This is a genomic window from Rhodococcus sp. NPDC080181, assembly GCF_040702225.1.
GTDB classification, from domain to species: domain Bacteria; phylum Actinomycetota; class Actinomycetes; order Mycobacteriales; family Mycobacteriaceae; genus Rhodococcoides; species Rhodococcoides fascians.
The window spans coordinates 117,226-143,230 of sequence record NZ_JBFBKN010000003.1; the positions used below are offsets into that span (position 1 = coordinate 117,226).

The window sequence follows — 26,005 nt, forward strand, 5'->3', positions numbered from 1 at the left end:
CAGAGGAAATTGTCGGCTGTTGATCGACCGAATCGATAAAGAGCGAACTGAATCGCTGTTACGGTCGGAGAAACCGAATTCGACGGCGGATTTAGGCGCTTTTTACATGCTGTGAGTATCGTGATCGGCACTCCGAAAGTCCTGCGCGCCAATGAATAGCGCTATTGTCTTGACTTTCCGTTCATTTCGAAGACTGGACATTTCTCATGCGAATCGTGCGCGCTGCGTCTGTGACCGCTCTCGCCGTGGTCCCGATATTGCTTCCGGTGACCACAGCGTCGGCGCAACCCGGCGATCAGGACCGACCCACTGCTGCAAGCGCAGACGAGCTCTCTCGTTTCACCTTTCCCGAGTTGGGCTTGGGGCAGTCCACCACGATCGACCTGACAGGACCGCGTACGAGGGTGACGGTGCCATCTCCTGCAGGGGCCGCTCCGTCGACCCTGAACGCGGTGCTGACCACGCCCGCGTGGCTCGATCGCGGGTGGGTCGACGTCGAATCGGACGGGCGTCCGATCACTCGTATCGCCCTCGACGGCGCTGCCCCGACCACTCCGGTGTCGATTCCGCTGGCCGCTACGCGAACGGTCGACGGAGTGATTCCAGTCGATCTGATCCCTTCCGTCATTCCCGACGATCGTTACTGCCCCGATCCCGATTCGGACGCGGTCCGATTGATCGATGCGACCGTCGACTACGCGGGAGTGCCGGCCGTCCCAAGGACCATAGCGGATTTCCTACCGGTGCTGTTGCGCAAATTGACGCTGTTCGTGCCCGCCGCGCCTGACCGCGAAACAATCACCGCAGCAACAACTGTGGCCACATCCGTGGTACACCACTACGGCGCGCAGCCGGTCCAGGTGGTGGTGCGCCCGGACAGCGAGCTTCAAGGGGCGGTACCCGACGGCTCGTTCGAAAGATCGATCGTGCTGACGAAGAACTCCGACGCCGGTGCCGAGTTGATCTACCCCGTCGAGCAGGCTCCCCCACGGCTGTACCTCGCCGGTACGGGATCGGATCTCACCGATCAAGCCCGGTTGATCACCAGTGATCTCTCCCAAATCGCAATCGGCACCTCGGCATTGGCCGGACCGGACGCACCACAGCCCCAACTCGCACCCGATTCGATCACCCTCGACGACCTCGGAATCGGAACCGTTTCCGGCACAGGAGGTTCCACGGCGACCGCATCTGTCGACCTCGATCAGACGCGACTCGGACGATCGGCCGGGAACATGTCCGTGCACCTGATCGGCAGCTACACCCCGGGTGCCGGATCTGTGCGAGCCTCGGTCGACGGATCGCCACTCGAAGTCTGGGAGGCCGACGACACCGGCCGTCTCGATCGATGGATCGACATCCCGGATTCCGCACTCTCCCGCGTGGGGACTCTCGATGTTTCCGTCGACCATCCGTCGGCCTCCTCCGGCAGCTCCTGCGCTTCCGCCGCCGAAACGACTGTCACCCTGGCCGGTTCGACGCTCGTGCGATCCACCGATTCGTCGTCACCGGTGCCACTGGGATGGCGGTCGATGCCGCAGGCCTTGATGCCGCAGTTCGACATAGCTCTCGCCGAGGAGTCCTACGCCGGAGTTGTCCGGGCTGTCACCCTCGCGATCGGCTTGCAGCGGTTGTCGAGCCTGCCGCTCGATCCCGAGGTCGTATCGATGGAGCAGGCGCTCGACGGTAGCGCACCAGCCGTCGTGATTTCGCCCGTCGCAGAGCTTCCGGACTCGGTGACGCTGCCGCTGTCCTCGGTCGACGAGACGACCTTCCGAATCACGGACCCCGAGGCCGCGGGCGGTGCCACCGAGCTCACGGTGGATATCGCGGAGCCCTTGGCGACGATGCAGGTCACGTCGGTGCGCAGCAACGCCGTCCTCGTGGCGTCGTGGAATTCGGCACCGGACGAGCTCGACGGCATGTTGTCCTGGCTCGGTGCCGATCCGGCGCGGTGGTTCGCACTGGACGGCGATATTCTGTTCGCCGCGCAGAACACGGAGCCGATGTCGTTGTCCAGCAGTGCATTATCCGGAGCAGACGGCGCGGCGGCGGCCACAGACGACGGGACCTCCGATCGGATGGTGGTGGTCGTCGTCGGAGTCGGCCTGGCGGTACTTGCAGTCGGCGGCGTCGCGGCATTCGTGTTCGCCGTCCGATCACGTCGTTCGGCGCGCGATCCGGGTCGAGACAGCGGCTCGCAATGAGCGAGGATGGGCAGCTGCCGCGGTCTTTCACGCGGTTCAGGTTGTCTCGCGGCCCAATCGCCGTTCTGGTATTTCGGTGGTCCGTTCTGGTCGGCTGCTTGGTGGTGGCTTTCTTCTCCACCTGGGTGCGGCTTGCCCAGGAGGCAGCCGACGGTGCCATCACCGCATATGTTTTCGTGCTGCCGCTGCTCGCGGTGGTTGCGGCTCAGGGGGTGGCGCGGCGACGAGCCGACGAATTGCCCATCCACGACCGCCAGACCGACAACATAGTCGGCGGCATCGCGTTGCTGGTTTCCATCGCGATCAAGGCGCTGTGGCTACCCCGGTACGCAGACCAGTACGAACTCGCCCACTTGGATGTGTTGGCGGCACTTGCCTTCTTCTTCGGCGGGGCGATTCTGATGTTCGGGCTGCGGCCGGTCGGACGATTCTGGTCTGTGTGGCTGTTGCTCTTGGCGTTGAGTCCGCTGGGCTATCGGTTGGTCGCCATCGGATTCGGTGGCAGCAGGTTTGCGTATGCGGCGGTGATGGTGCTGCTGGCCGGCATCGCAGGTGCCATTGCCGTCGGCCGAACCGCACGTCGGGGTTGGCTGGGCTTCGGGTGCACGGTGTCGACCGGATTCGTCGTTGCCGCAGTCATGTTGGCCATGTGGCCGCAGGTCGACATCGTCTGGCTGCAGCTCGTCCCGACCGTCGGCGCAGCCGCGGTCACGGGAGGTGCCTTCTATGTCGTGGCCCGTCGCGGTCGGTTCGACGCCCGGCAGCCGCGCCGGGTCGGGTCGCTCACGGCGAAGTGGTCGCCGAGCTCGAAGGCCGTTGCGATCGTTGCTGCGGTAGTTCTGTTCTTCGTCCCTCTGCCCGGTCGAATGGAGTTGTCGACGGTTGCGGGACCACCGGGACCGGTATCCGAGCCACTCATGCCACCCGTTGGCTTCACCCGAACGGACCTACAGGAATTCGGCTGGGTGAGGGCATTTTTCGGGCAATCGTCGTCGTTGGTTCGACAAACCATGCGAGCAGACGTCGGAAATCCCGCATGGGATGTTCGTGGGCGGCCACGGACGGTGGTGGTCGACGTGTTGTCCACCGCGAATCGGGCCAGTCTTGCTGTGTACCCGGAGAGCACGCTCTATCGGCTCTCCAACACCCGTACGAGCCATCCGCTGCGCATCGATCTCGGTCGCGGAGTGACGGGTTCCTTGTACACCTCCGTCAGTGACGCTCTGTTGCTCACCTGGACGAAGCTCGTATTCGATTGGGAACGAGGCGATGTGACGCAGCGCGTGACCATCATCAGCGTCGACAACCACGATGCCGATGCCGAGTTCCCACAACCGACGCCGTCGATGGCGTCGAATCTCGGAACTGCAATCGGGACGTTTCTGCGTGGGAATGCGGTGTCCGTCGACGACGATCCGGAGTACAAGGATCTTGAACTGCTGACCACCTTCGGGACCGGGTTGCTCCGCCAGCAGTGGCGCTCCGGGGACGGTTCGGCGAGATGAACGATTCTCGGAGTTCGCGGCCGTCGCCGCCCCGCGTCGGCACCGAAACGGCAGAGTTCAAAGCGGCGGCGCTCGACGATGCCATCAACGGACTCGCCGTCCGAAATCCGTTGGCTTCGGCTGCGATTGCTTTCGTGCCATGGCAGAAGTACACGACGATCGTGGCTGCGGTGCTCCTCGTTGCCTGTGTGGTGTTCGCCCCGATCGGGACTCTGCTCGCGGTCACGGTTCTATGCACCATCGGATATCTCCTGGCAATGATCGACCGCCTCCTGCTGTTCTCCCGCGGTCTCGACGCTGCCGCAATCGTCACCGTGACCGACGAGCAGGCTCGAGCGATTCCCGACGATCGGTTGCCGCTGTACACGATTCTGGTTCCGGCGTACGACGAGCCCGAGGTGGTGGGTGACCTCATTGCGGCGATGACGGGTCTGGACTATCCAGCCGAAAAGCTGCAGGTCCTGTTGCTGCTCGAAGAGGACGACGACGTCACCATCGAGGCCGCTGCGCGCAGCGGCGTCAGCGATCTCGTCGACGTCGTGCTGGTGCCTGCCGGCGATCCCCGCACCAAGCCGAAAGCCTGCAACTACGGCCTGCATTTCGCGACCGGGTCGATCGTGACGATTTTCGATGCCGAGGATCTGCCCGAGCAATTGCAGCTGCGTCGTGTCGTGGCGGCATTCGAGCGGCTGCCCGACACCGTGGCCTGTGTTCAGGCAAAGCTGGCGTTCCACAACGGTTCTCAGAATTTGCTGACCGGATGGTTCACCGCGGACTATGCACTGTGGTTCGGATACCTGCTACCGGGTCTGATGGCCAGCACGTCGCCGATCCCCCTCGGCGGAACCTCCAATCATCTTCGGCGCGATGTCATCGACGAGGTCGGTGCCTGGGACGGGTTCAACGTCACCGAGGATGCCGACCTCGGTGTCCGAATCGCGGCCTCGGGCTATTCCACGGCGGTTCTGGACTCGACCACCCTCGAAGAGGCGAACAGCGATCCGATCAACTGGGTACGCCAGCGGTCCCGTTGGTACAAAGGCTATTTGCAGACCTGGCTGGTGCACATGCGCAGGCCGCTCGCGACCGTTCGCGTGCTCGGACCGGTGGGCACCTACAGATTCACCCTGCTACTCGCGGGAACGCCCATCACCGCGTGCATCAACATGGTTTTCTGGTTCACCACGGCAGCGTGGATTCTCGGCCAGCCGACGCTGATCGCGCAACTCTTTCCGCCGTACATCTACTACTTCTCGTTGTTGTCTCTGGTGGTGGGCAACATCGCCACGATCTACATGTACTTGATCGCAAGCAGGGAGAGCGACAACGCCTACCTGTTGGTTCCGAGCCTCACGATGCCCCTGTACTGGGTGATGATGAGCGTGGCGTCCATCAAGGGCTGTTGGCAGTTGGTACGTAATCCGTCCTACTGGGAGAAAACTTTTCACGGCCTGTCCGGACCCGCGCCGGAGACCGGCCCCAGCGAGGAGCAGACCCCATGACGTCGCGGACCCCAGCGGTCGTGTTCGGTACCGCTCTGGCGGGCTACCTGGCGGTGGGACTGACTCTGAGCATGCGGTTCGGCTACATGCTGGGGGATGCGCTGTCGCGAACCTCGGCTGCGCAGGCGGTGTTGCTCAGCCGGGATCCGCACGTCTCTGCCATCGGGTTCATCTTCACGCCGTTGACCGCGCTGGCACAATTGCCGATTGTCGCCTTCGCATCCTGGTGGCCGGGTATCACCCGGTGGAACATCTCGGGTATTGCCGTGTCGGCTGTGTTCATGGCCGGTGCAGTGGTGATGATCCACGGAATCTGCCGAGATCGTGGACTTCCCGGTCGTTACTGCCTACTGGTCACGGTGTTGTTCGCGGTCAACCCGATGATCGTCTTCTACGGAGCCAACGGCATGAGCGAGGCCGGGTTCCTGTTCTGTATGTGCTGGGCGGTGCGGCGGTTGATTCGATGGGTCGGCACCGACGATGTGCACGATCTCGTTCTGGTCGGCATCGCTCTGGCGCTCGCCTTCCTCACCCGCTACGAGGGTGTCGTCCCGATAGCGCTCACCGCGGTGCTCGTGGCGGCCGTCACGGCACTCCGCCGGGGTCGAGTGCATTGGAAAGAGATGCGGCGCAGAGCAATTCTCGACGCTGTACTCGTTGCCGGCCCCGGTGCGGCAGCCTTCCTGGTCTGGATTACCACGAGCTGGTTGATCACCGGCGAAGCGCTCGCGCAGCTGTCCTCCAGCTACGGAAACGCCGCGATTCTGGCGCAGTCCGGTGGGTCCAGTGGCGACTTGTTGAGCACCGGCCTGTTCTCCCTCGCTGCAATGATTGCCTTGGGGCCGACGTTGGCGGTGTCTCTACCGCTCGCGACGGTACTGGCGATACGTCGCCGGGATCTCGAGTTCTTGGTTGCCCCCGTGCTTCTGGGCGGGGTGCTCGCATTTCAGGCTGCGAGCTACATCACCGGCTCCACGTTCGGCTTCCTGAGATTCTTCGTGTGCGCCGTACCTCTGGCCGCTGTGGTTGCGGTGCAGCTGTTTCCGGCCGGTCCAGACCTGGCCACCCGACGCGCGGGTGCGTACCGAAGGAACCGCCCCGCCTTGCCTGCCCTGCGTTCCGTGGCCGCGGCCGGGGTCGTCCTTCTCTGTGCACTCGGTCTTCCGATCACCGGGTGGGCGATGGTGCAGCCGTCGTTGTCGAGTCAGCAGTACGCACTCGGGGCGCTCTTCGACCGAAATCCCTCGGCCGACGACCCTCGGGCTGTGGCAGCCCGGCGAATCATCGACTCGTTCTCCACCGAACGCCGACTCGCCTCTTATCTCGACAGTCAGGATCTACCCGAGGGCTCGATCCTGGTCGACACCGTCTACGGGTTTGCCGTCGTGGCGGCGTCGGAGCACCCGACCCGGTTCGTGATTCCGTCCGACCTCGACTTCACCAAGATTCTCAACGACCCGGCAACCGGAGGCGTGCGATATCTGTTGACCGTGCCGAACGAGGGCCGCGGGGTATCCGATGCGATCAACCGGCGGTACCCCACCATTTACGACAACGGCGCAGAACTGTATCCACTCGTTCTCGAAGTACCGAACGATGGTGCCGATCAACCGAACTGGCGCCTGTATCAGGTGCCAGGCTGACCGGTCGCTGCTACAGCACCTGCGAGAGGAATGTCTTCAGTCGATCGGTGTGCGGATCGTCGAACAACTGCTCCGGCGTTCCGGTTTCGACGGCGCTGCCGTGATCCATGAACAGGACCTTGTTGGACACCGACCGAGCGAAGCCCATTTCGTGGGTCACCACGACCATCGTCATGCCGCCCTTGGCGAGGTCGGCCATCAACGCCAGCACTCCCTTGACCAATTCCGGGTCCAGCGCAGAGGTGGCCTCGTCGAAGAACATCACCTCGGGCTTCATGGCCAGTGCTCGCGCGATGGCGACGCGCTGCTGCTGGCCGCCGGAGAGATTACCCGGACGCGAATCCGCCTTGTTGGCCAGGCCCACCAGTTCGAGCTGCTCCATCGCGGCCGCGCGCGCCGCATCCTTGTTGAGCCCCAGCAGCTTCTGCGGCCCGAGCGCGATGTTGTCGGCGACGGTCTTGTGCGGGAACAGGTTGAAGTGCTGGAACACCATGCCGATGCGTTGACGAAGTTCGTCGGGATTGTCCTTCAGCACCGACTTGCCGTCGAGCAGGATGTCTCCCTGCTCGGGCTCGTGCAGGCGATTGAGGGCCCGCAACAGCGTGGACTTACCCGAGCCCGAGGGCCCGATGACGGTGGTGGTCTTACCTGCGTCGACATGCAGGCTCACCCCACGCAGAACCTTGTTGGTACCGAACGACAGGTGAATGTCCTTGCCGGTCAGAGAAACTGAAGTCACGTCGGCTACCTCTCCACCACGATGGATGTTTCGACGGGACCGAGGGTGCCCGAGGTGTCGGCCTTACCGGATCGCAGGCGTCGGTCGATGTAATTGACCAGGTGCGTCAGTGGGATGGTCAGGATGAGATAGAACAGTCCGGCGGCCAGCAGCGGCGAGAGATTGCCGGTCTGGGCGGCGGTGTCCTGGCCGACGCGGAACAATTCTCGTTGCGAGGCAAGCAGACCCAGGAAGTAGATCAGCGAGCTGTCCTTGATCAACGAGATGAACTGGTTGACGATCGCCGGCAGCACGCGCCGAATGCCCTGCGGCACGACCACCAGGTTCATGGACCGGCGGTAGCTGAAACCCAGTGCGCGGGAGGCTTCGAGCTGTCCGGAGTCGACACTCTGAATGCCGGAGCGGAAGATCTCACCGAAGTAGGCCGCTGCCATCAACGACAGTGCCAGGATGCCCAACGGGAACGGGCTTCTGCTGCCGGTGAATTGGGTCAGCGTCGGGCCGAACCCGAGGCCGATGAGCAGGATGACCACGGCGGCGGGTAGTCCACGAAAGATGTCCGTGTACACCCGCGCCGGCCACCGGAGCCAGCGGGTGCGGGAGATACCCGCCACCGCCAGCCCGAGTCCGATCACGGTACCGATCACTCCCGACGAGACCGCCAGAATGAGGGTGTTCGGCAATCCGACCGTGACCAGTTTGGGAATGGTCTCGCCGATCAGTTCCCAATCGAAGAACGTGTCGTACAGATTCGACAGAGTGCTCATGAGGTACGAGTGCCCTTACGACGCCGGCAGAACGGACGCCTTGCTGCCCGGCTTCCAGTCGGCGGGGACCTCACGGTCCGGGTACCACTGCTTCTCGAGCGTGCTCCAGGTGCCGTCGTCGACCACGGCGTCGAGGCCGGCGTTCAGGGCGTCGATCAACGGCTGGTTGTCCTTGGCGACGGCGTAGGCGGTGAAGTTGGTGGTGTTGATGGTCTTCTCCAGAATGGAGACACCGTCCTCGGTCTTGACCTGACCGGTTGCCTGCTGCGACGGCGCGACCCAGGCGTCGACCTGGCCGGACTTCACGTTCGCGTACGCGGTGTTGTAATCCGGGAACCGCACCGGCTCGATGCCGAGGGTGTTGGTGACGTAATCGTCCTGCACGGTGCCCTGCACCACGGCGATGCGCTGATCGGCGTTCAACTCGGCGATCGTCTTGATCGAGTAGTCGTTCTTCGCGACCAGTGCCATCTCACCGAAGTCGTACCCGTTGGTGAAGCCGACGGTCTGGCGACGCGCATCCGTGGTCGAGATGGACGAGGAACCGGCGTCGTAGACCTTGTTGTTGACCGCTGCGAGCAGGCCCGAGAACTCGGTCGCCGAGAACTCGACGGTGAGGTTCAGCTTGGCCGCGACGGCTTTGAGCAGCTCGTTGTCGAAGCCGGTGAAGTTGCCTGCGTCGTCGATGAAGATGTTCGGCGGCGCGTCGGACAGGGTGCCGACGTACAACGTCCCCGGCTTGATCAGACCGAGGTTCGCGGTGTCGATCTGATCGAGCGCGGTGACGCTGTCGGTCGTGTACTTGTCGAGCGAGGCCTGGTCGGAACCGGCCAGAGCGTTCTCGCCGGTGCCACCCGAGCTTCCGTCGGAACACGCGACGGCTCCGAGCGTGAGTGCGAGCGTCGCAGCGACTGCTGCGATGGCACGGCCTCGTAAACGACGTGTGTTCAAGATGAAGCTCCTAGGTGCAATCGGGAGGGACGAACGAGGCTATCGTGCCGATGGAGGCACACGACAATCACATTGCAGTTGTATGAAGCAACCCGCTTGTTCCCGAAATTCCCTCACCTCAATCGCGTCTAGCGGTGTGCGTCCCGCCACGCGATGGCCTCGCCCAGTTCCGTGAGGTCGTAATCCGGTCCCCCGGTACCGACGGTGAACAGCGTGGCTCCGGCGTCGACGAAGTCCTGTGCGGTGTCCGCGCCCGGCCACGAGACCGAGCGGGTGATGCCCGAGGTGTCCCGCCCGACGGTGGTGCCGTGCTCGGCGAGGATCTCGGATTTACGCTTCAGTGCATCGAGGTCGGCGAAGCTGTGCCAGATGTGGGCGTACTCGGCCACGAGCTTGAGGGTCTTCTTCTCACCGCCGCCGCCGATGAGGATCGGGATGTCGCGCGTCGGGGCCGGGTTACCGACGTCGAGGCGGTGGCGGATCCTGCCCAGGCTCTCCTTGAGCAGCGCCAGACGTGAACCGGCCGTACCGAATTCGTAGCTGAAGTTGTCGTAGTCCTTCTCGTTCCATCCGGCACCGATGCCGAGAATCAATCGGCCGCCGCTGATGTGGTCGACGGTGCGCGCCATGTCTGCCAGCAGGTCGGGGTTGCGGTAGCCACCTCCGGTGACGAGCGCGCCGATCTCCACGTTCGACGTCTGCTCGGCCCAGGCACCGAGCATCGTCCAGCACTCGTAATGCGCGCCGTCGAGGTCGCCGTACAGCGGATAGAAGTGGTCCCAATTGAAGACGATGTCGACCCCCGCGTCTTCGGACCGCAGCACCGCGTCGCGGATCAGCTGATAGTCGGGCGCGTGCTGGGGCTGAAGCTGAACACCGATCTTGACGGTCATGTACGTCTCCTCGTCGTGTGGGCTGTCTCACCCATGATGCACCTCGTTTCGCGCGATGCACGTCGACCGAGATCAGCCGACTCGTACTCCGCTCTCGGCCATCATCGCTCGGAGGACGAACCCGGCCTCGGAGCCGACGATGTCGCCGACCAACGTGATGTAGCGATCGACGAACGCTCCGCCGTGCTGTTGCTCGTCCTCGTCACCGAAGTGGTGAGCCAGTTCGTGCAGCACCACCAGCTCGCGCAGCGCCCAGGCCCGATTGCCCTGATGCAGGGGTACCGCGATGGTCGCGGCGTCGCGCTCGTAATGAGCGGCACCCGATCCGGATCTGGCCCGAACGGTCACCGTCCGGCCGGCGTCGGGCCAGGTAGTCGCGATCCAGTCCAGCGCCAGCACCGCATCGACGTAGCTCTGCACGGATTTCAACGAGGCGAACTTCCGCTCGATCGGCAGCGTGATCTGTGAGCCCAACACCGTCACGACGCGGTTGTCGCGCTCCTCGGCTCGATCGAACATGATCCGCACCATCTGTTCGGCGTCGTACACCGCCGACCGCTGCGCATCCCTCGGTCTGCTCACTCGTACAGCTTAAGCAGGTCGAGTTGTTTCCGTACCAGCGCTCGCCTATGGTTCAAGTGACAACGATTGTCGAAGTCATTCCCACTTCCAGGCTCAGGAGTTCGTCGTGCTCGTCGTCGAGAATCTCCGCATCGACGCCGGACGCACCCGCATCGTCGACGGCGTCTCGTTCGAGATACCCACGGGTCGACGCGTCGGCCTGCTGGGCGCCTCGGGTTCGGGCAAGTCCTCCATCGCCTCGGCTCTGGTCGGATACCTCCCGCCGGGCATCACGTGTTCCGGTCGCGTCGTCGTCGACGGCCACGATGTCGCCGGTGTTCCGACCCCGCAGCGGCCGCGCACCGCACGCCCGGCGATGGTCTTCCAGGACTCCGCGACGGCGCTGAACCCGATGGTCACCGTCGGCAGGCAACTCCGCACGCTCGACGCCGCCGCGCTTCTCGCGCGAGTGGGTCTGCACGACACCGCGCGCGTTCTGGCCTCGCACCCACTCGAACTTTCGGGTGGTCAGCGTCAACGAGTCTGCATCGCACTGGCATTGGCGCGCGAGAGCTCGCTGGTGATCGCCGACGAACCGACGACGGCACTGGACGTCCTGAGTCAGGCGCGCGTTCTCGACGCTCTGCGGCAGGTGCCGTCGCTGCTGCTGATCACCCACGACATCGCCGTCGCCGCGCAGTTGTGCGACCACCTGCTGGTACTCGATTCCGGAAGAATCATCGAATCCGGTTCCACTGCAACGGTACTCAAGAACCCTTGCTCGGATCGAACGCGACAGATGATCGACGTCGCTCGGGCGGCTGATCCGTTCCGGCAGCTGGTTGCATCGTGAGCCTGGACGAGGCTGCCGGTTTGGTGGGTACGGCACTCACGCGGCAGTACGACCGGCACGGCACGTCGCACACCGCGTTGGATGCCGTCACGTTCGCCGTGCCGCCGACCGGGCGGATTGCCGTCGTCGGTGAATCCGGTTCCGGCAAAACGACATTGCTGCGCCTGCTGCTGGCCGTCGATGCCCCGAGCGGCGGAGGGATCTCGCTCGACGGGCGAGTCGTCCGACCCGGATCGGCCGGATCGCTGCGGTGGTTCCGCCGCCGGGTGCAGTACATCCCGCAGGACCCGGCAACCAGTCTCGACCCGCGCCGCAGCGTCCTCGACCTCGTCGCTACTCCGCTACGCCTACTCGGTATCGAGGGTGATCACCGAGCCAGGGCCACCGGCGCATTGTCTGCCGTCGGACTCGATGCGCACTTCCTGGCTCGCCGTTCGGCCGAGCTGTCCGGCGGGCAGAAACAACGAGTCGCCATCGCCCGAGCCGTGGCCTGCGCGCCGCACTATCTGTTGGCGGACGAGCCGGTCAGTGGACTCGATCCCGACCTCCGAGAGCAGGTGCTCGATGTTCTTGCCGGCCTACCGGGTGCGCTGCTGATCGTCAGCCACGACCTGTCGGCCGTGGCCAGACTCTGCAGCGACGTGTCGGTGATGCAGGAGGGTCGCATCGTCGAATCCGGTTCTGTCCGCAGCGTTCTCACTCGGCCCCAGCACGAGCACACCCGAGATCTGATCGACGCCGTTCCTCGGCTCACGTAACACAATCAGGAGCTACATTGACCAGCAACATGTTTCGCATCGGCGCGCTCGCAGCAGTGGGCACACTGACGCTCACCGGGTGCTTTTCGTCCAGTTCTGCCTCCTCCGACGACGGCGAGAACCGCGTGCGCGTGGCAATGCTGCAGCCACCTCGTTCGGGGTTGTCCCAGTTCAGTGACGACGCCTTCAAGCTGTCGCGCTGGTCCACCGCCGAGACGTTGATCGTTCTCGACGATCTCGGTGAGGCCGAGCCGGGTCTGGCCACCGCCTGGAACCGCGTGGACGATCGGACCTGGAACTTCGACATCCGGCCGGACGTCACGTTCCACAACGGAGCCCCGCTCGACGCAGCGGCCGTCGTCACCGCGCTCACCGCGGCCACGCAGTCGGCCCCCAAGCCGCGCATCCTCGACGGCGTCGAGATGACGGTGACCGCCACCGACGCCGACAGCGTCGCCGTGACCACTGCCGACGTCGATCCACTGGTACCGCAACGACTGTCGAGCCCACAGCTGGCCATCCTGGCACCCGACGCGTACTCGACGGGCAGCAGCAACCCCATCGGCACCGGCACCGGACCCTTCGTTCTGAAGGCCGTGAACGGGACGTCGACAGCCACTCTCGACCGCAACGAGAACTACTGGGGAGAGCCGGCGAAGGTCTCCGGCATCGACGTCGACTTCGTACCCGACGGCACGGCCCGCGCCGCAGCGCTACGCAACGGCACAGCCGATGTGGTGGAGGCGATTCCGGTGTCTCAGGCCGCCAACGTCGATCAGGCACTCGTGCACGAGGTGCCGATGCCGCGCACCAACACCCTGTACCTGAACACCGAGTCCGGGGTCTTCGCAGACCCGGCCATGCGCGCAGCCGCACGCGAATCGATCGACCGCGACCGTCTGGTCGATCAGGTGTACGAGGGCCGCGCCGACGCCGCGAACGGACTGCTCGGCCCCGCTCTGCCGTGGGCCGCCGACCGGCCGTCGCGTACGCAGACCCCGGCCGGCGACGCCGCAGGGAAGAAGATCACCCTCGCCACGTTCACGGACCGAGCCGAACTCCCCGAGGTCGCGGTGCTGCTGCAGCAGGAGCTCGAAGCCAAGGGCTTCGTCGTCGAACAGGTCGTGCGCGAATATCAGTTCATCGAAACCGATGCTCTCGCCGGCGCTTTCGATGCGTTCATCCTCTCCCGCGCCACCGTGCTCGATTCCGGTGATCCGGCTGCGTACATGTACTCCGACTTCGCCTGCGAGGGCTCGTTCAACATCTCGCAGTTCTGCGACCCACAGGTCGACGTCGCGCTGGCCGACGCCGCAGCCACCGATCCGGGAGACGCTCGACGTACCGCGATCCTCGAGGCCGAGAAGTTGATCCTCGAGAAGGATGCCGCCGTACCGCTGCTGCACGAACGCGTCATTCAGGGCGAGTCCGAGAACGTGACCGGCGTGGCCCGCGATCCACGCGAGCGGACGCTGATCACCAACCAGACCGCCTTCGAGTAGGCAGTGAGAACGACTGTCTCACGGCTGCTCTCGGTGGCGGGCGTCGTACTGCTCGTCGGGATGCTGCCGTGGTTGTCCGACCGAGACCCCGCACTGAGCATTCTGCGGGCACGCTCCGCCGAGCAAGAAGCGACGCCCGAGGCCCTCACGGCCATCCGCAACGACCTCGGTCTCGACGCCGGGCCGCTACGGACCTTCTGGAACTGGCTCACCGGCCTCGCGTCGGGCAATCCCGGAACATCCTGGAACACCGGCAAACCCGTACTGCCCGGGGCGCTCGAGGCACTGTCCGTCTCGCTGACCCTGATGGGTTTCGCGATGGTCGTCGCGCTCGTGACGGCTGCTCTCGTCGTCCTGCCGAGCATGCGGGCCGGGCTGCGCGGCACGCCGAAGCGTACCGGCGGAAGCGTCGCCGCTGCCCTGACGTCCCTGCCCGAGTTCCTGCTCGCCTCGGTACTGGTGGTCGTCGGAGCAGTGTGGTTGTCGTTTCCGGCGTACGGGTGGAACGGGCCGGAATATGCGGTGTTACCCGCACTGGCACTGGGCCTTCCAGCGGGTGGCTTGATCGGTCGTCTCCTCGCCGACGCGGTAGCCGTGACCTTCACCGAGGGATGGGTGATCACGTGGACGGTGGCCGGGTTCTCGCGGCGGCAGATCGCCGTCGCTGTGTTGCGCCGGGCCGTCCCCGGACTCGCCTCGCAGGTCGGTTTGATCATGGTCGCCATGACGGGCGGTGCAGTGGCCGTCGAAAAGGTCTTCGCCATACCGGGATTGGGGCGCTCGACGCTCGGTGACGCGCAGTCGCAGGACCTGCCCGCCCTGCAGATCGACATCTTGCTGCTGCTGGCCGTCAGTGCCGCCCTCGGTATCGCGGCGGAACTGTTGCGCCGTCTACTGCTCGGCAGCGCACTGCACGAGAAGGCGATGCCGATCCCGGCCGGGGTGTTCCACCCGTCACCGCGTCGGTGGATCGTTCCGATTGCAGCCGCATCGCTGCTCGCGGTGATGGTTCTGGTGGGGCTGCCACGAGACGGCCAGGTCACCACACGTGAGAAGTTCGCTCGACCATCGTCGGAGTTCCCGTTCGGAACCGACGCGTCCGGCCGCGACCTGCTCGCCCGAGTGGCGGACGGGGCCGTGCGGTCGATCGGCCTGTCGCTGGCGGTCACGCTGGCGGCCTTGTTCGTCGGGGTACTGCTGGGGCTGATTCCCCGAGCGACCCGAGGGCTCGTGGAGGTCACCAATGCCGCTCCGCCCGTCGTGACCGGCATCCTCATCGCCGCGATCCGGGGTCCCAGCGCCGGCGGGGCGGCTGTCGCGGTCCTGATCGTGACGTGGGCTCCACTCGCCGCGCACACCGCGGCACTCGTCGACGAGGCGCGAGCACAGCCCTACATCGCCATCTTGCCGACACTCGGTGCCGGCAACGGTCGAATCCTGTTCGGCTCCATCGTTCCCGGTGTGCTGCCGGCCGTGTTTCGGCACGCCATGATCCGGCTGCCCGGTGTCGCTCTGGCGCTCGCCGCCCTCGGATTTCTGGGCCTCGGTCCGCAACCGCCGACCGCGGATTGGGGACTGATCCTGTCCGACGGGGTAGCCGCCGTCGAGCGAGCACCGTGGGTCGCGGCAGCACCGCTGGCGTCGTTGATCGCACTGGCCGTCCTCGCCGTCTCCGTAGCCAGCGCGACGTCGGGGCGGGTGAGAACGACCGGTAGCGTTGACGGCAAAGTCGATGCAGGAGGGCGCGTTACATGAGTTCGAGGACCGACAAGTCGCCGACGCGGTGGCGGTGGTCGTTTCTCGTCGACCTCGGGCGCGCCACGCCCACGGTGCGATTGCTGGTTCTCACCCAGATGACGTTCAACATCGGCTTTTTCATGGTGTTGCCGTATCTGTCGGTGCACCTGACGTCCGATCTGGGACTCGGAGCGGCACTCGTCGGTGTCGTCCTCGGTATCCGAACGTTCTCCCAGCAGGGCCTGTTCTTCGTGGGCGGCACCCTCGCCGATCGGTGGGGCATCAAGCCGGTGGTCCTCGTCGGCTGTGTCCTGCGGGTACTGGGGTTCCTGGGCCTGGCCGCGTTCGATTCTCTCGCCGGTGTCGTCGCCGCGACGGTACTGGTCGGGTTCGCGGCCGCATTATTCTCTCCCGCAGTGGAATCCGCGATCGCCATCGAAGCAGGCAAGAGCGAACGCAGCGGCGGCGCCACCCGGGTTCAGACCTTCGCGCTGTTGTCGGTGTGCAATCAGATCGGATCGTTCACCGGCCCACTCATCGGATCTCTGCTGTTGTTGGCCGACTTCCGAATCGCATGTCTGACGGCAGCAGTCATTTTCGTCCTCGTCATCGCCGCACACATCAGATGGCTGCCGCGCGAGCCCGGCGAACACCGCGACGATCCGTGGCTCTCGGGCTGGACCGACGTGATCCGAAACCGCACCTTCGTGCTGTTCGCCGTCGCCATGAGCGCGCAGTTGGTGGCCTACAACCAGCTGTATCTGCTGCTCCCCCTCGAGGTCGAACGGGCCTGGGGAACCCAGACGGTACTCGGCTGGTTCTTCGCAATCTCCGCAGTACTCGTCGTCACGACGCAGTTGCCCATCACCCGACGCGTCGCCGCGGTCTCGCCGCGCATCACGCTGCCGATCGGATTTGCTGTCATGGCACTCTCTTTCGCGCTGGTGGCGGTCCTCAGTCCTCTGGAGCTGACGGGGCTCGTCGGCCTGATTCCGGCCGCCCTGTTCGTGCTGCTGCTGGCATTGGGACAGATGATCGCAATGCCGCAGGCGCGCGACCTCGTCCCCAAGATGGCTGCCGAACGGCGACTCGGGTCGTACTACGGATTCATGGCCTCCCTCGGCGGCATCGGGGTACTCCTCGGCTCGATCGCCGTCGGAGCGGTGATCGACGCGTCACCCGACACCGGCTGGGGAGCAGCAATCCCATGGCTGGTCGCTGCCCTGTTCCCCATCGCCAGTGTCATCGGCCTGCGAATCGTGTTGGCTCGACTCGACTGAGTTGGTTCTGGTGTCGCCGGCTTCTGTCGGCCGCCCGCACTTCCCCGCCCCCTTTCCTCCGCCCCCATCCCGCCGTCGTCCCCATCCCGCCGCCCCCAATTCCCGCAAACGCGCGCGCGTTTGTCATACGCGAGTGGATTCGCCTCGAATTCGGGGCTATTCCGCGCGCACCTGGCGAACGCGCGCGCGTTTGCGGCGGCCTCGGCTACATCCGGCGTCACCCCTCCCCCTGGAGAGTCGACTCTCCCCCACGGGGAGGGGCGAGAATGTGGGCATGAACGGATTGCTCACGATCGGCGAGTTCTCTCGAATCACCCATCTGTCGTTGAAGACCCTGCGTCGCTATCACGAGTCGGGACTGCTCGAACCTGCGACGGTCGACGACTACTCGGGCTATCGGTACTACGCCACCGATCAGGTCGGGGTCGCGCAGATCATCGGTCGGTTCCGGAAGATGCAGATGCCGGAGCGGGAGGTGCGGGCAATCGTGCAGACACCCGATCCCGATGCCCGCGCTCGACTGATCGCCGAACATCTCACTCGACTCGAGCGTCAGTTGGACGACACCAGATCAGCCGTGACGGCGCTGCGCCGGTTGCTCGATCCCACTCCGCCCGCGATCGATGTCCGACGCATTCTCACTGAACAGTGCTCTGTCGCATCCATTTCCGAGGTGGTCGACGCGTCCGACGTGCTGGGCTGGTACTCGGACGCGATGGCCGAGATCGACGCGGTCGTATCGGACACCACGGGGCCGCCGGGCGGGTTGTACGACAACGATCTCTTCACCGACGGGCGGGGTGAGTTGACCGTCTACGTTCCCACCGTCGATGCGCCATCCGTCGGCAGAGTTCGGCCGATGACGCTGCCTCCCGTCGAACTAGCGGTGACGGTTCATCACGGACCCCACGACGACATCGACGTCACGTACGGTGTGCTCGGGGTGCACGTGGAGACCAACGGCCTGGCCATCGCGGGGCCGGTTCGCGAGGTCTATGTCGTCGGGCCGCGGGATACCGAGAACTCGGCGCTGTGGCGTACCGACATCGGATGGCCGGTGTTCACGGCATCACCGGCCACGTAGCAGTCAGCGTCCCAGCTGCCGGCTTGCTCCGCCGATCTCTGCGTGGGCACCGATCTTCGCGTTTCGTCCCGCTCGATCGCCGGCCTTGCGTGCGCCCTCGGAGTACCCGGCGTTCGCGCTCTGGCCTCGCCAGTGCCCGCGTGCAGTGGACGTCTGCCGGTAGTAGTCGCGTAGCTCGATCTCCTTGTCTCGCAACACCAGAGCGGTTCCGGCACCAGAGGTCTCCTGCGCGATGGCCTTGGCCTCGGTGTCCTTCTTGACCTCCGCGAGCCGTTGACCGATGCGCGACGCGAATGCCGTCTGGAAGTTCAGACGTGCCGTCACGGCGGCGACGGGCACCTCCTCGCGTCGGGTGTAGCGGCGACGATTCTTGACCTCGGTCACGGTGCGGATGGCCGTCTCGGATTTGTACGCACCGGACTTGATGTACGCGTCGGACGCTCGGACCATCTGGATCAGTAGAGACGAGTACAAGGCCTCGGTGGTCTCGATGTCCGAGTCGAAACCGTAGGCGAAGACCTGCGTCGATGATCTGGCTACGTCGCACTGCACATCGTTTGCGTGCGCGATGGCGACGAACAGTTGGACGTAGGTCTTGAGTCCACGCTTGCCCGGTTCACCGATGGGGATGACCTTCTGAGTCGGCGTCGCCTGCCGTTCGCGGGATGCGCTGTGCGAACGCGCCACCGCCAGGTCTACCGACGCCGACGTGGCCAAACGCTGCGCGGCCTCCATGAAGGCCTCGGCCTCGTGGGGGTTGTCGGTGGATTCCGCCTGACGCAGCAATCCGCCGATTCGCGTCAGCATCTTGTCCGAACTCATGAGCGAAAGGGTACCGGGCACCTCCGACACGTCCGGGTTGACCGATTCAGGAACTCGATAATGACCCCTACGCGGTGAGTTGTGTGCCACAGTACCCATCGACATATGTGTCGGGGGAGCATCACAGCACGATTCTGCGTGCCCATCTCCGGGCGCATACCACCGCGTAGAAGTAAGTGGAGAAAACAATGGCGTCTTTGATCACGAAGGTGGCAGTGGTTGCGACAGCAGCCACGCTGCTGACGCTCACCGGATGTTCGAGCGACAGCGGTTCGAGCGGCGATTCGGGTGCTGCATCCGAAAATGCCGACGGCCGTGGACCTATCACGTATGTAGAGGGCCAGGACACCACCGAGACCGGTGTCGTCCAGCAGATCATCTCGGAGTGGAACGCCGCCAACCCTGATCAGCAGGTCACCTTCAAGGAGCAGTCCGCCGACGCCGATCAGGCCCACGACGACTTCGTTCAGCAGCTCCAGGCGCAGCAGAGCGACTACGACGTCATGGCACTCGACGTCGTCTGGACCGCCGAGTTCGCGGCCAAGGGCTGGCTCGTGCCGCTCGAGGGCGAATTCGCACTCGACAACGCAGGCGTTCTTCCGGCGACCGTCGCGAGTGCGACCTACAACGGCAAGCAGTACGCCGCGCCGAAGAACACCAACGGCGGACTGCTCTACTACCGCAGTGATCTGCTTCCCGAGGCACCCACCACCTGGGCCGAGCTCACCGAGGACTGCCAGGTCGCCCGCGACAACAACATCGACTGCTACGCAGGGCAATTCGCCCCCTACGAGGGTCTGACGGCCAACGCGTCGGAGATCATCAACGCGCACGGCGGATCGATCGTCGGCGAAGACGGCAAGACCCCCACCGTCAACAGCCCGGAAGCCAAGGCCGGACTGCAGACTCTGGTCACCGCGTTCGAGACCGGCGTCATCCCGGCCCAGGACACCACGTTCAAGGAGTCCGACAGCCAGCAGGCGTTCCAGGACGGAAAGACGCTGTTCCTGCGCAACTGGCCGTACGTCTACGGCACCGCCGCAGAAGAAGGTTCGGCTGTGGTCGGAAAGTACGCGGTCGCACCGCTTCCCGGCGTCACCGGAGTGGGCACCTCGACGCTCGGCGGATACAACGCCGCGATCAGCGCGTACTCCGAGAACAAGGCAACTGCTGCCGACTTCCTGCGCTTCATGCAGGGCGAGAAGGCGCAGCGCATCATCGCCGAGGGTGCTTTGCCGCCCGTGCTCTCCTCGCTGTACGACGATCCCGCACTGATCGCCGCGATGCCGTACCTTCCCGCATTGAAGGCATCCATCGAGAATGCCGTTCCGCGTCCCGTCACCCCGTTCTACCCGGCCGTCTCGAAGGCTGTGCAGGACAACGTCTCTGCCGCCATCAAGGGTGAGAAGAGCGTCGACCAGGCGATCACGGACATGCAGGCCGGTATCGAAACCGCCGGCGCCAACTGATTTCGGGAGAACCAATGGCTGTACCTGCTGGTGTGACCAGTGGGGCCGCCGCAACCACCGCGGCCGGGGGCTCGTCCCCCGGCCGCGGTCGGCATGTGCGGTCCAAGAACAAGCGGTTCGGCCTGACGCAGGGTCGGGCCTGGCTGTTGATCGCACCGACGATGGTGATCCTCGCGATCGTCATCGTCTACCCGGTGATCCGAGCCCTGGTGATGTCCTTCTCCAAGGATCCCGGTCTCGATCCCGCCACCGGCATGTTCGTCACCGGTGGATCTGCCGGCTTCGACAACTACACGCACTGGATCCTGCAGCAATGCACCTCGGCGTCAGGCACATTGGTGCCCTGCCCGCCGGGAACGCTGGGGTCGCAGTTCTGGGGCGCCGTCGGAAACACCGCGTTCTTCACGGTCGTCACGGTGTCCATCGAGGTGGTCATCGGCTTCGGAATGGCCGTCATCATGGGTAAGACCTTCGCCGGACGCGCCCTGTTGCGCGCGGCAATCCTGATCCCCTGGGCGATCCCGACGGCGGTCACGGCCAAGCTCTGGTACTTCATCTTCGCGTACGACGGTGTCGCCAATCGCATTCTGGGAACCAACATTCTGTGGACCGGCGACGCGTGGCCCGCTCGTTTCGCCGTCATCATCGCCGACGTGTGGAAGACGACGCCGTTCATGGCGTTGCTGATCCTGGCCGGGTTGCAGATGATTCCAGCCGACGTCTACGAGGCGGCCCGCGTCGACGGGGCGTCGGCGTGGCAGCGGTTCACCAGGATCACACTGCCGTTGGTCAAGCCCGCGTTGATGGTGGCAATTCTGTTCCGCACCATGGACGCGCTGCGTATGTACGACTTGCCGGCGATCCTCACCGAGGGCAATCCCGCCACCCGGACCATCTCGATCCTGGTGGTGGATCAGATTCGTCAGGGATTCAACAGCGCTGCCTCGTTGTCGACGATCTCGTTCATCATGATCTTCGTCGTGGCGTTCATCCTGGTGAAGTTTCTCGGTGCCAATGCCGTTGCCACTCAGGACAATCAGCGCAAGGGGCCCGGCCGATGAAGCAAGCTCGCATCTATCTCGGCGTCGTCGTCATTCTCGTCTGGGGACTGGCACCGTTTTATTGGATGGTCGTCACCGCATTCCGCGACCCGCGCTACACCTTCGACACGACGCCGTGGCCGACGCACGTCACGTGGGAGAACTTCGAGAACGCGTTGTCGACGGCAAACGGCAACAACTTCCTGCGTGCGGTGGGCAACAGTCTGATCGTGGGCGGCGCGACCACTCTGATCGCGTTGGTCATCGGCATCTTCACCGCGTACGCACTCTCGCGCATCGACTTTCGCTTCAAGTACGTGGTGACGGGCATCATCCTGGGTGCGTCGATGTTTCCCGTCGTCGCATTGGTGACCCCGCTGTTCCAGTTCTTCACCAACATCGGGTGGATCGGCAGCTACCAGGCAATGGTCATCCCGAACATCTCGTTCGTTCTACCGCTGACGATCTATACGCTGGCGGCGTTCTTCGCCGAATTGCCCTGGGAGCTCGAAGAAGCCGCGCGGATCGACGGTGCCGGACGATTCCAGGCATTCCGCCTGGTGATGCTCCCGCTCGCCGCGCCTGCCTTGTTCACCACCGCGATTCTCGCGTTCATCGCCGCAGTGAACGAGTACCTGCTGGCCAGTCAGCTCTCGAGTGACAAGACCGAACCGGTGACCGTCGCCATCGCGCGGTTCACCGGCAACGATCCGCTCGTGGTGCCGTATGCCGCGATCATGGCCGCGGGCACCATCGTTGCGATTCCACTGGTGATCATGGTGCTGCTGTTCCAGCGCCGCATCATCTCCGGACTGACGGCGGGCGGCGTCAAGTCGTGACGGCGCAGGACCACCTGCAGTTGTTGGCAGGCATTCTCGGGTTCTTTGCGCTGGTAGCTCTCGGTTTCGCCGTAGCCGGGATCATCGGAGGTGATCCCGGCGTGCTGCCGTCCGTAGCGCTGCTCGGCTTGCTGGTCGCACTGTGGTTCACCGTCAAGAAGATTCGTTGAAACTCGTCGTCGCGATACCCACCAGTTCGGCCAGTGCCGGACTCATCGCGCTGCGCCACACCAGGGCCAGCAGGGCGGCGGTGTGCGAGTCGGTCAGCTCGATCGCGACGAGCCGGTCGCCGTAGAATTCGGCCATCGACCGGCTGAGAATCCCGACCCCCAAACTGCGGGCTGCGAGGTCGGCCACCGTGTCAGGTGCGCTGGCCTGCAACGTGATCGACGGTGACAGACCTACCCCGGCGCAGTCCCGGTCGAACACGGCTCGGATCCCGGTGCCGGGCGGAAGGGCGATGATCGGGTGTGCGCACACCTGCGCCAGCGTCGCGTTCTCGTGGGCCGCCAGTGGATGCCCCGCCGGAACGGCCGCGACGATTCGCTCGTCGATCACCACCATCGATTCGAGTCCGGCGGGGGTCCGAGAAGCGAGACCGACCAACGCAAGATCGAGCTCGCCGGATCGAACATCCGCGACGAGGTCGTCCGAATTACCCTCGCGCAAAGCAATGTCGACGCCGGGATGTGCCGCGTGGAAGCCCGCCAACGCGTCGAATAGTGGGGGAACGGTGCAGGCGGTGACCATACCGACGCTCAGTGTGCCGCGCAGTAGGCCCGTCACATCGTCGACGGATTGTTTGAGGGATCCTGCCGCGGCGAGTGTCGCGCGGGCCTGCGGCAACGCCGCCTGGCCGGCTGTGGTCAAAGTGGCTGTGCCACCGGATCTGTCGATCAGCTCGGCACCGAGTTCGCGCTCGAGCGCCCTGATTTGCGCGCTGACCCCGGATTGGCTGATGTGAACGCGGGCGGCAGCGCGGGTGAAGTTCGCTTCCTCGGCCACCGCGACGAAATACTCGAGCTGCCTCAGTTCCATTGCTGTACTCCCAGATCGGGACCTTCGCCGGCGTCGAGGCGGGCAACGCAGCGCTTGGGTGCGGTGACGCGGTAGCTGCAGTCGATCAGTTCGGCGGCTTCGGCCCAGACATCGCTGTCGGCCTTGTCTTTGCGGTCACTGCTCGGGTCGAATCCCACCCAGCCTGCGGGTCCGAGGTAGGCGGGATGGAAGTAGCGCGGCTCGAGTTCGCAGGCTCGCTGCTCCTCGGCGCTCTCGCATTTGACGATGAACGACAGATCGAACTGATCGCCGCCTTTGACGCCGCCGCCGAAGTAGACGAACACCGAGGTCGTGCGGAAGGTCGGCCTGCCGTGCGAAACCTTCTCGGTGACGTCGGGGTACGCGAACGCCAGAGCGCGAACGCGTTCGAGAATCGGATGCTTCGAGGTGGGATCGATGGCCACGCGAGAACCATAGCGCGTAGCGTCTAGCTGCGGCTATGAGTAAAAGTTCTGGTGATGATCGGAACCAACTGTTGGACTTCTGACTGCGCCGGTTCGAGACTCGAATCCATGACACAGACACCCGCACAAATTGCAGCAACCTACTTCGAGGCCTGGAAGGCGAAGGACTTCGACAACCTGGCGTCGATCCTGCACGAGGATGCAACGTTTCGCGGTCCACTCGGCACGGCCGACAGCGGCGAAGAATGCGTCGCCGGGTTGAAGGGAATGTCGCAGATCGTCACCGACATCGACATCGCGCACGTATTCGTCGATGGCCCGAACGTGTTGACGTGGTTCGACCTGCACACGTCGATCGCACCCCCGGCCCCCACCGCGAACTGGCAACGAATCGAAGACGGCAAAATCACCGAAATCAGGGTGACATTCGACCCTCGCGCCATCGTCGAGGCGGGATAGACGAACGCCCGCCGGTACTCAATGTGACATTTGGTGGCCTTTTGGGGGGTCAATGTCACGTTGAGTGGACCGGCGGGCGTCAGTGCCGCGGAGAATTACGCGTCGATGATGAAGGCTTCGAGTTGTTCGCGAGCAACGTCGTCGGCCAACTGCTTCGGCGGGCTCTTCATCAGGTAGGCGGAAGCCGGGATGACCGGTCCACCGATGCCGCGGTCCTTTGCGATTTTCGCGGCGCGGACTGCGTCGATGATGACACCGGCGGAGTTGGGTGAGTCCCAGACCTCGAGCTTGTATTCGAGGCTCAGGGGAACGTCACCGAAGGCGCGGCCTTCGAGGCGGACGTAGGCCCACTTGCGGTCGTCGAGCCAGCCGACGTGGTCGGACGGTCCGATGTGGACGTCCTTGGCGTTGAATTCCTTCTGCAGGTTCGACGTGACGGCCTGGGTCTTGGAGATCTTCTTCGACTCGAGGCGGGTGCGCTCGAGCATGTTGAGGAAGTCCATGTTGCCGCCGACGTTGAGCTGCATGGTGCGGTCGAGCTGCACGCCGCGGTCTTCGAACAGCTTCGCCATGACGCGGTGGGTGATGGTGGCACCGACCTGGCTCTTGATGTCGTCGCCGACGATGGGGACGCCAGCGTCCTCGAACTTCTTGGCCCAGACGGGGTCGGAGGCGATGAAGACGGGGAGGGCGTTGACGAAGGCGACGCCTGCGTCGATGGCGGCCTGTGCGTAGAACTTGTCGGCTTCTTCGGATCCGACGGGGAGGTAGGACACGAGGACGTCGACCTTGGCGTCGCGCAGTGCCTGTGCGACGTCGACTGCTTCGCCGTCGGCCTCGGTGATGGTCTCGCGGTAGTACTTTCCGAGGCCGTCGAGGGTCGGTCCGCGCAGGACGTGGACGTCCTTCGGGGGCACGTCGGCGATCTTGATGGTGTTGTTCTCGCTGGAGAAGATGGCCTCGGAGAGGTCGAAGCCGACCTTCTTGGCGTCGACGTCGAACGCGGCGACGAACTCGACGTCGCGGACGTGGTACTTGCCGAACATGACGTGCATCAGGCCGGGAACGGTGGCGTTCTCGTCTGCGTCCTTGTAGTACTCGACACCCTGGACCAGGGATGAGGCGCAGTTGCCCACACCCACAATGGCCACGCGGATTGCGTTGTTGTTCTCACCCATGGTCGGGTTCTCCTTCTGTCTTGACTGTCCTGTTTGGTGCTGGGTTGGGGGCGGCTTGCTCGGCTGCGATGACTTCGTTGAGCCAGCGCACCTCGCGTTCGCTCGATTCGAGACCGAGCTGGTGGAGTTGCCGGGTGTAGCGGTCGAGTGTTCCGTTCGCCTTGGCCACAGCGTCGCGGAGGCCTTCTCGGCGCTCCTCGACCTGGCGTCGTCTGCCTTCGAGAATGCGGACCCGAGCTTCTGCCGGGGTTCGACTGAAGAAGGCCAGATGTACGCCGAATCCGTCGTCGGTGTAGTTCTGCGGTCCGGTGTCGGCCACCAGTTCGGCAAATCGTTCCCTGCCGAGGGGGGTGAGCACGTACACCCGTTTTGCTCGTCTTTTCACGAGCAGTTCGGGACCGGCGTCCTCGGCGATGAGCCCGTCGGTTTGTAGTCGACGGAGCGCCGGGTACAGCGATCCGTACGAAAACGCACGAAATGCTCCGAGCAGGCCGGTCAGCCGCTTGCGAAGCTCGTAACCGTGCATGGGTGATTCGAGAAGCAGTCCGAGAATTGCGAGCTCGAGCATGCAACTCCCCCTTCTCGAATCCAACGATCACATCCTGGCGATGCGATGAGCCACACTATCGGAGAATGTATCGCGCCGATACATGAAGTGACAAACCAATGGCCGGTTACATCGCGCGAACCGGCATTCGCGGACGTGTTTTTCGGGGTCCTTCACGGGTATCGACACAGGACGGCACTACATCG

Annotated in this window: 23 protein-coding genes and 1 pseudogene; 15 read left to right on the top strand and 9 right to left on the bottom strand. The window is 64.5% G+C overall.

Going from position 1 to position 26,005, the window contains the following annotated elements:
• Nucleotides 1-215: 215 nt before the first annotated feature.
• From AB0O58_RS04535 to AB0O58_RS04550, 4 genes are all read left to right on the top strand, one after another.
• Nucleotides 216-2,207: a hypothetical protein gene (locus AB0O58_RS04535; protein ID WP_196250958.1), complete on the top strand. Its 1,992-nt coding sequence runs from the start codon at nucleotides 216-218 to the stop codon at nucleotides 2,205-2,207.
• 104 nt (nucleotides 2,208-2,311) lie between these two features.
• Nucleotides 2,312-3,712, top strand: coding sequence for a hypothetical protein (locus AB0O58_RS04540; protein ID WP_196250959.1), 1,401 nt, complete (start codon nucleotides 2,312-2,314; stop codon nucleotides 3,710-3,712).
• A complete protein-coding gene (locus tag AB0O58_RS04545; protein ID WP_032399395.1) occupies nucleotides 3,709-5,214 on the top strand; it encodes a glycosyltransferase in 1,506 nt (501 codons plus the stop codon). Before AB0O58_RS04540 ends, AB0O58_RS04545 begins: the two co-directional genes overlap by 4 nt.
• A complete protein-coding gene (locus AB0O58_RS04550; protein WP_052062925.1) occupies nucleotides 5,211-6,857 on the top strand; it encodes a glycosyltransferase family 39 protein in 1,647 nt (548 codons plus the stop codon). The genes AB0O58_RS04545 and AB0O58_RS04550 overlap by 4 nt, the downstream gene beginning before the upstream one ends.
• Nucleotides 6,858-6,867: 10 nt before the next feature.
• Here AB0O58_RS04550 and AB0O58_RS04555 read toward each other — a convergent pair whose 3' ends face one another.
• From AB0O58_RS04555 to AB0O58_RS04570, 4 genes and pseudogenes are all read right to left on the bottom strand, one after another.
• The gene (locus AB0O58_RS04555) at nucleotides 6,868-7,596 is read right to left on the bottom strand and encodes an amino acid ABC transporter ATP-binding protein (RefSeq protein WP_174557188.1); all 729 of its coding nucleotides are present in this window, start codon (nucleotides 7,594-7,596) and stop codon (nucleotides 6,868-6,870) included.
• 5 nt (nucleotides 7,597-7,601) lie between these two features.
• Nucleotides 7,602-9,317 (bottom strand): annotated as a pseudogene (locus AB0O58_RS04560) (ABC transporter substrate-binding protein/permease).
• Nucleotides 9,318-9,442: 125 nt separating this feature from the next.
• Complete coding sequence (locus AB0O58_RS04565) at nucleotides 9,443-10,207, bottom strand: LLM class F420-dependent oxidoreductase (protein WP_366237945.1); 765 nt, start codon at nucleotides 10,205-10,207, stop codon at nucleotides 9,443-9,445.
• A 72-nt stretch (nucleotides 10,208-10,279) separates the two neighbouring features.
• Complete coding sequence (locus tag AB0O58_RS04570) at nucleotides 10,280-10,789, bottom strand: TIGR04338 family metallohydrolase (RefSeq protein WP_027495044.1); 510 nt, start codon at nucleotides 10,787-10,789, stop codon at nucleotides 10,280-10,282.
• A gap of 106 nt (nucleotides 10,790-10,895) precedes the next feature.
• Between AB0O58_RS04570 and AB0O58_RS04575 the strand changes: the two genes are divergently transcribed.
• The 6 genes from AB0O58_RS04575 to AB0O58_RS04600 all read left to right on the top strand — a co-directional run bounded on the left by AB0O58_RS04575 (nucleotide 10,896) and on the right by AB0O58_RS04600 (nucleotide 17,982).
• On the top strand, nucleotides 10,896-11,621 hold the full coding sequence (locus AB0O58_RS04575; RefSeq protein ID WP_366237946.1) for an ABC transporter ATP-binding protein: 726 nt from the start codon (nucleotides 10,896-10,898) through the stop codon (nucleotides 11,619-11,621).
• Entirely contained in the window at nucleotides 11,618-12,379 is a 762-nt protein-coding gene (locus AB0O58_RS04580) for an ATP-binding cassette domain-containing protein (protein ID WP_366237947.1), read from the top strand. The genes AB0O58_RS04575 and AB0O58_RS04580 overlap by 4 nt, the downstream gene beginning before the upstream one ends.
• A gap of 17 nt (nucleotides 12,380-12,396) precedes the next feature.
• Nucleotides 12,397-13,881, top strand: coding sequence for an ABC transporter substrate-binding protein (locus AB0O58_RS04585; protein WP_366237948.1), 1,485 nt, complete (start codon nucleotides 12,397-12,399; stop codon nucleotides 13,879-13,881).
• Nucleotides 13,882-13,884: 3 nt separating this feature from the next.
• Nucleotides 13,885-15,636 carry an ABC transporter permease subunit gene (locus tag AB0O58_RS04590; protein ID WP_366237949.1) on the top strand — a complete coding sequence of 584 codons (1,752 nt, stop codon included), beginning with the start codon at nucleotides 13,885-13,887 and terminating at the stop codon, nucleotides 15,634-15,636.
• The gene (locus AB0O58_RS04595) at nucleotides 15,633-16,898 is read left to right on the top strand and encodes an MFS transporter (protein WP_206498862.1); all 1,266 of its coding nucleotides are present in this window, start codon (nucleotides 15,633-15,635) and stop codon (nucleotides 16,896-16,898) included. The genes AB0O58_RS04590 and AB0O58_RS04595 overlap by 4 nt, the downstream gene beginning before the upstream one ends.
• Nucleotides 16,899-17,172: 274 nt before the next feature.
• Nucleotides 17,173-17,982 carry a MerR family transcriptional regulator gene (locus AB0O58_RS04600; RefSeq protein WP_366237950.1) on the top strand — a complete coding sequence of 270 codons (810 nt, stop codon included), beginning with the start codon at nucleotides 17,173-17,175 and terminating at the stop codon, nucleotides 17,980-17,982.
• Nucleotides 17,983-17,985: 3 nt separating this feature from the next.
• On the opposite strand, the gene AB0O58_RS04605 is transcribed toward AB0O58_RS04600, so the two are convergent.
• Nucleotides 17,986-18,804 (bottom strand): DUF2786 domain-containing protein, encoded by an 819-nt coding sequence (locus tag AB0O58_RS04605; RefSeq protein ID WP_032367974.1) that lies wholly within the window; start codon nucleotides 18,802-18,804, stop codon nucleotides 17,986-17,988.
• A 188-nt stretch (nucleotides 18,805-18,992) separates the two neighbouring features.
• Between AB0O58_RS04605 and AB0O58_RS04610 the strand changes: the two genes are divergently transcribed.
• The 4 genes from AB0O58_RS04610 to AB0O58_RS04625 are packed head-to-tail and all read left to right on the top strand — an operon-like array spanning nucleotide 18,993 to nucleotide 22,322.
• Complete coding sequence (locus tag AB0O58_RS04610) at nucleotides 18,993-20,273, top strand: ABC transporter substrate-binding protein (protein WP_032370043.1); 1,281 nt, start codon at nucleotides 18,993-18,995, stop codon at nucleotides 20,271-20,273.
• A gap of 14 nt (nucleotides 20,274-20,287) precedes the next feature.
• Nucleotides 20,288-21,334, top strand: coding sequence for a sugar ABC transporter permease (locus AB0O58_RS04615; protein WP_179275042.1), 1,047 nt, complete (start codon nucleotides 20,288-20,290; stop codon nucleotides 21,332-21,334).
• A complete protein-coding gene (locus tag AB0O58_RS04620; protein ID WP_032367661.1) occupies nucleotides 21,331-22,152 on the top strand; it encodes a carbohydrate ABC transporter permease in 822 nt (273 codons plus the stop codon). Before AB0O58_RS04615 ends, AB0O58_RS04620 begins: the two co-directional genes overlap by 4 nt.
• Nucleotides 22,149-22,322, top strand: coding sequence for a hypothetical protein (locus AB0O58_RS04625; RefSeq protein WP_167327633.1), 174 nt, complete (start codon nucleotides 22,149-22,151; stop codon nucleotides 22,320-22,322). The genes AB0O58_RS04620 and AB0O58_RS04625 overlap by 4 nt, the downstream gene beginning before the upstream one ends.
• Here AB0O58_RS04625 and AB0O58_RS04630 read toward each other — a convergent pair.
• The gene (locus AB0O58_RS04630; protein WP_032399382.1) at nucleotides 22,306-23,190 is read right to left on the bottom strand and encodes a LysR family transcriptional regulator; all 885 of its coding nucleotides are present in this window, start codon (nucleotides 23,188-23,190) and stop codon (nucleotides 22,306-22,308) included. The genes AB0O58_RS04625 and AB0O58_RS04630 overlap by 17 nt on opposite strands.
• Nucleotides 23,181-23,615, bottom strand: coding sequence for an MmcQ/YjbR family DNA-binding protein (locus AB0O58_RS04635; RefSeq protein WP_032399383.1), 435 nt, complete (start codon nucleotides 23,613-23,615; stop codon nucleotides 23,181-23,183). The genes AB0O58_RS04630 and AB0O58_RS04635 overlap by 10 nt, the downstream gene beginning before the upstream one ends.
• A 108-nt stretch (nucleotides 23,616-23,723) precedes the next feature.
• On the opposite strand from AB0O58_RS04635, the gene AB0O58_RS04640 reads away from it, so the two are divergent.
• Nucleotides 23,724-24,074, top strand: a complete 351-nt coding sequence (locus AB0O58_RS04640; protein WP_032373435.1) for a nuclear transport factor 2 family protein — start codon at nucleotides 23,724-23,726, stop codon at nucleotides 24,072-24,074.
• Nucleotides 24,075-24,169: 95 nt separating this feature from the next.
• On the opposite strand, the gene AB0O58_RS04645 is transcribed toward AB0O58_RS04640, so the two are convergent.
• Together AB0O58_RS04645 and AB0O58_RS04650 are read right to left on the bottom strand one after the other, a co-directional pair.
• Nucleotides 24,170-25,252 carry an inositol-3-phosphate synthase gene (locus AB0O58_RS04645; RefSeq protein WP_027495057.1) on the bottom strand — a complete coding sequence of 361 codons (1,083 nt, stop codon included), beginning with the start codon at nucleotides 25,250-25,252 and terminating at the stop codon, nucleotides 24,170-24,172.
• A complete protein-coding gene (locus AB0O58_RS04650) occupies nucleotides 25,245-25,820 on the bottom strand; it encodes a PadR family transcriptional regulator (protein ID WP_366237951.1) in 576 nt (191 codons plus the stop codon). The genes AB0O58_RS04645 and AB0O58_RS04650 overlap by 8 nt, the downstream gene beginning before the upstream one ends.
• Nucleotides 25,821-26,005 lie beyond the last annotated feature (185 nt).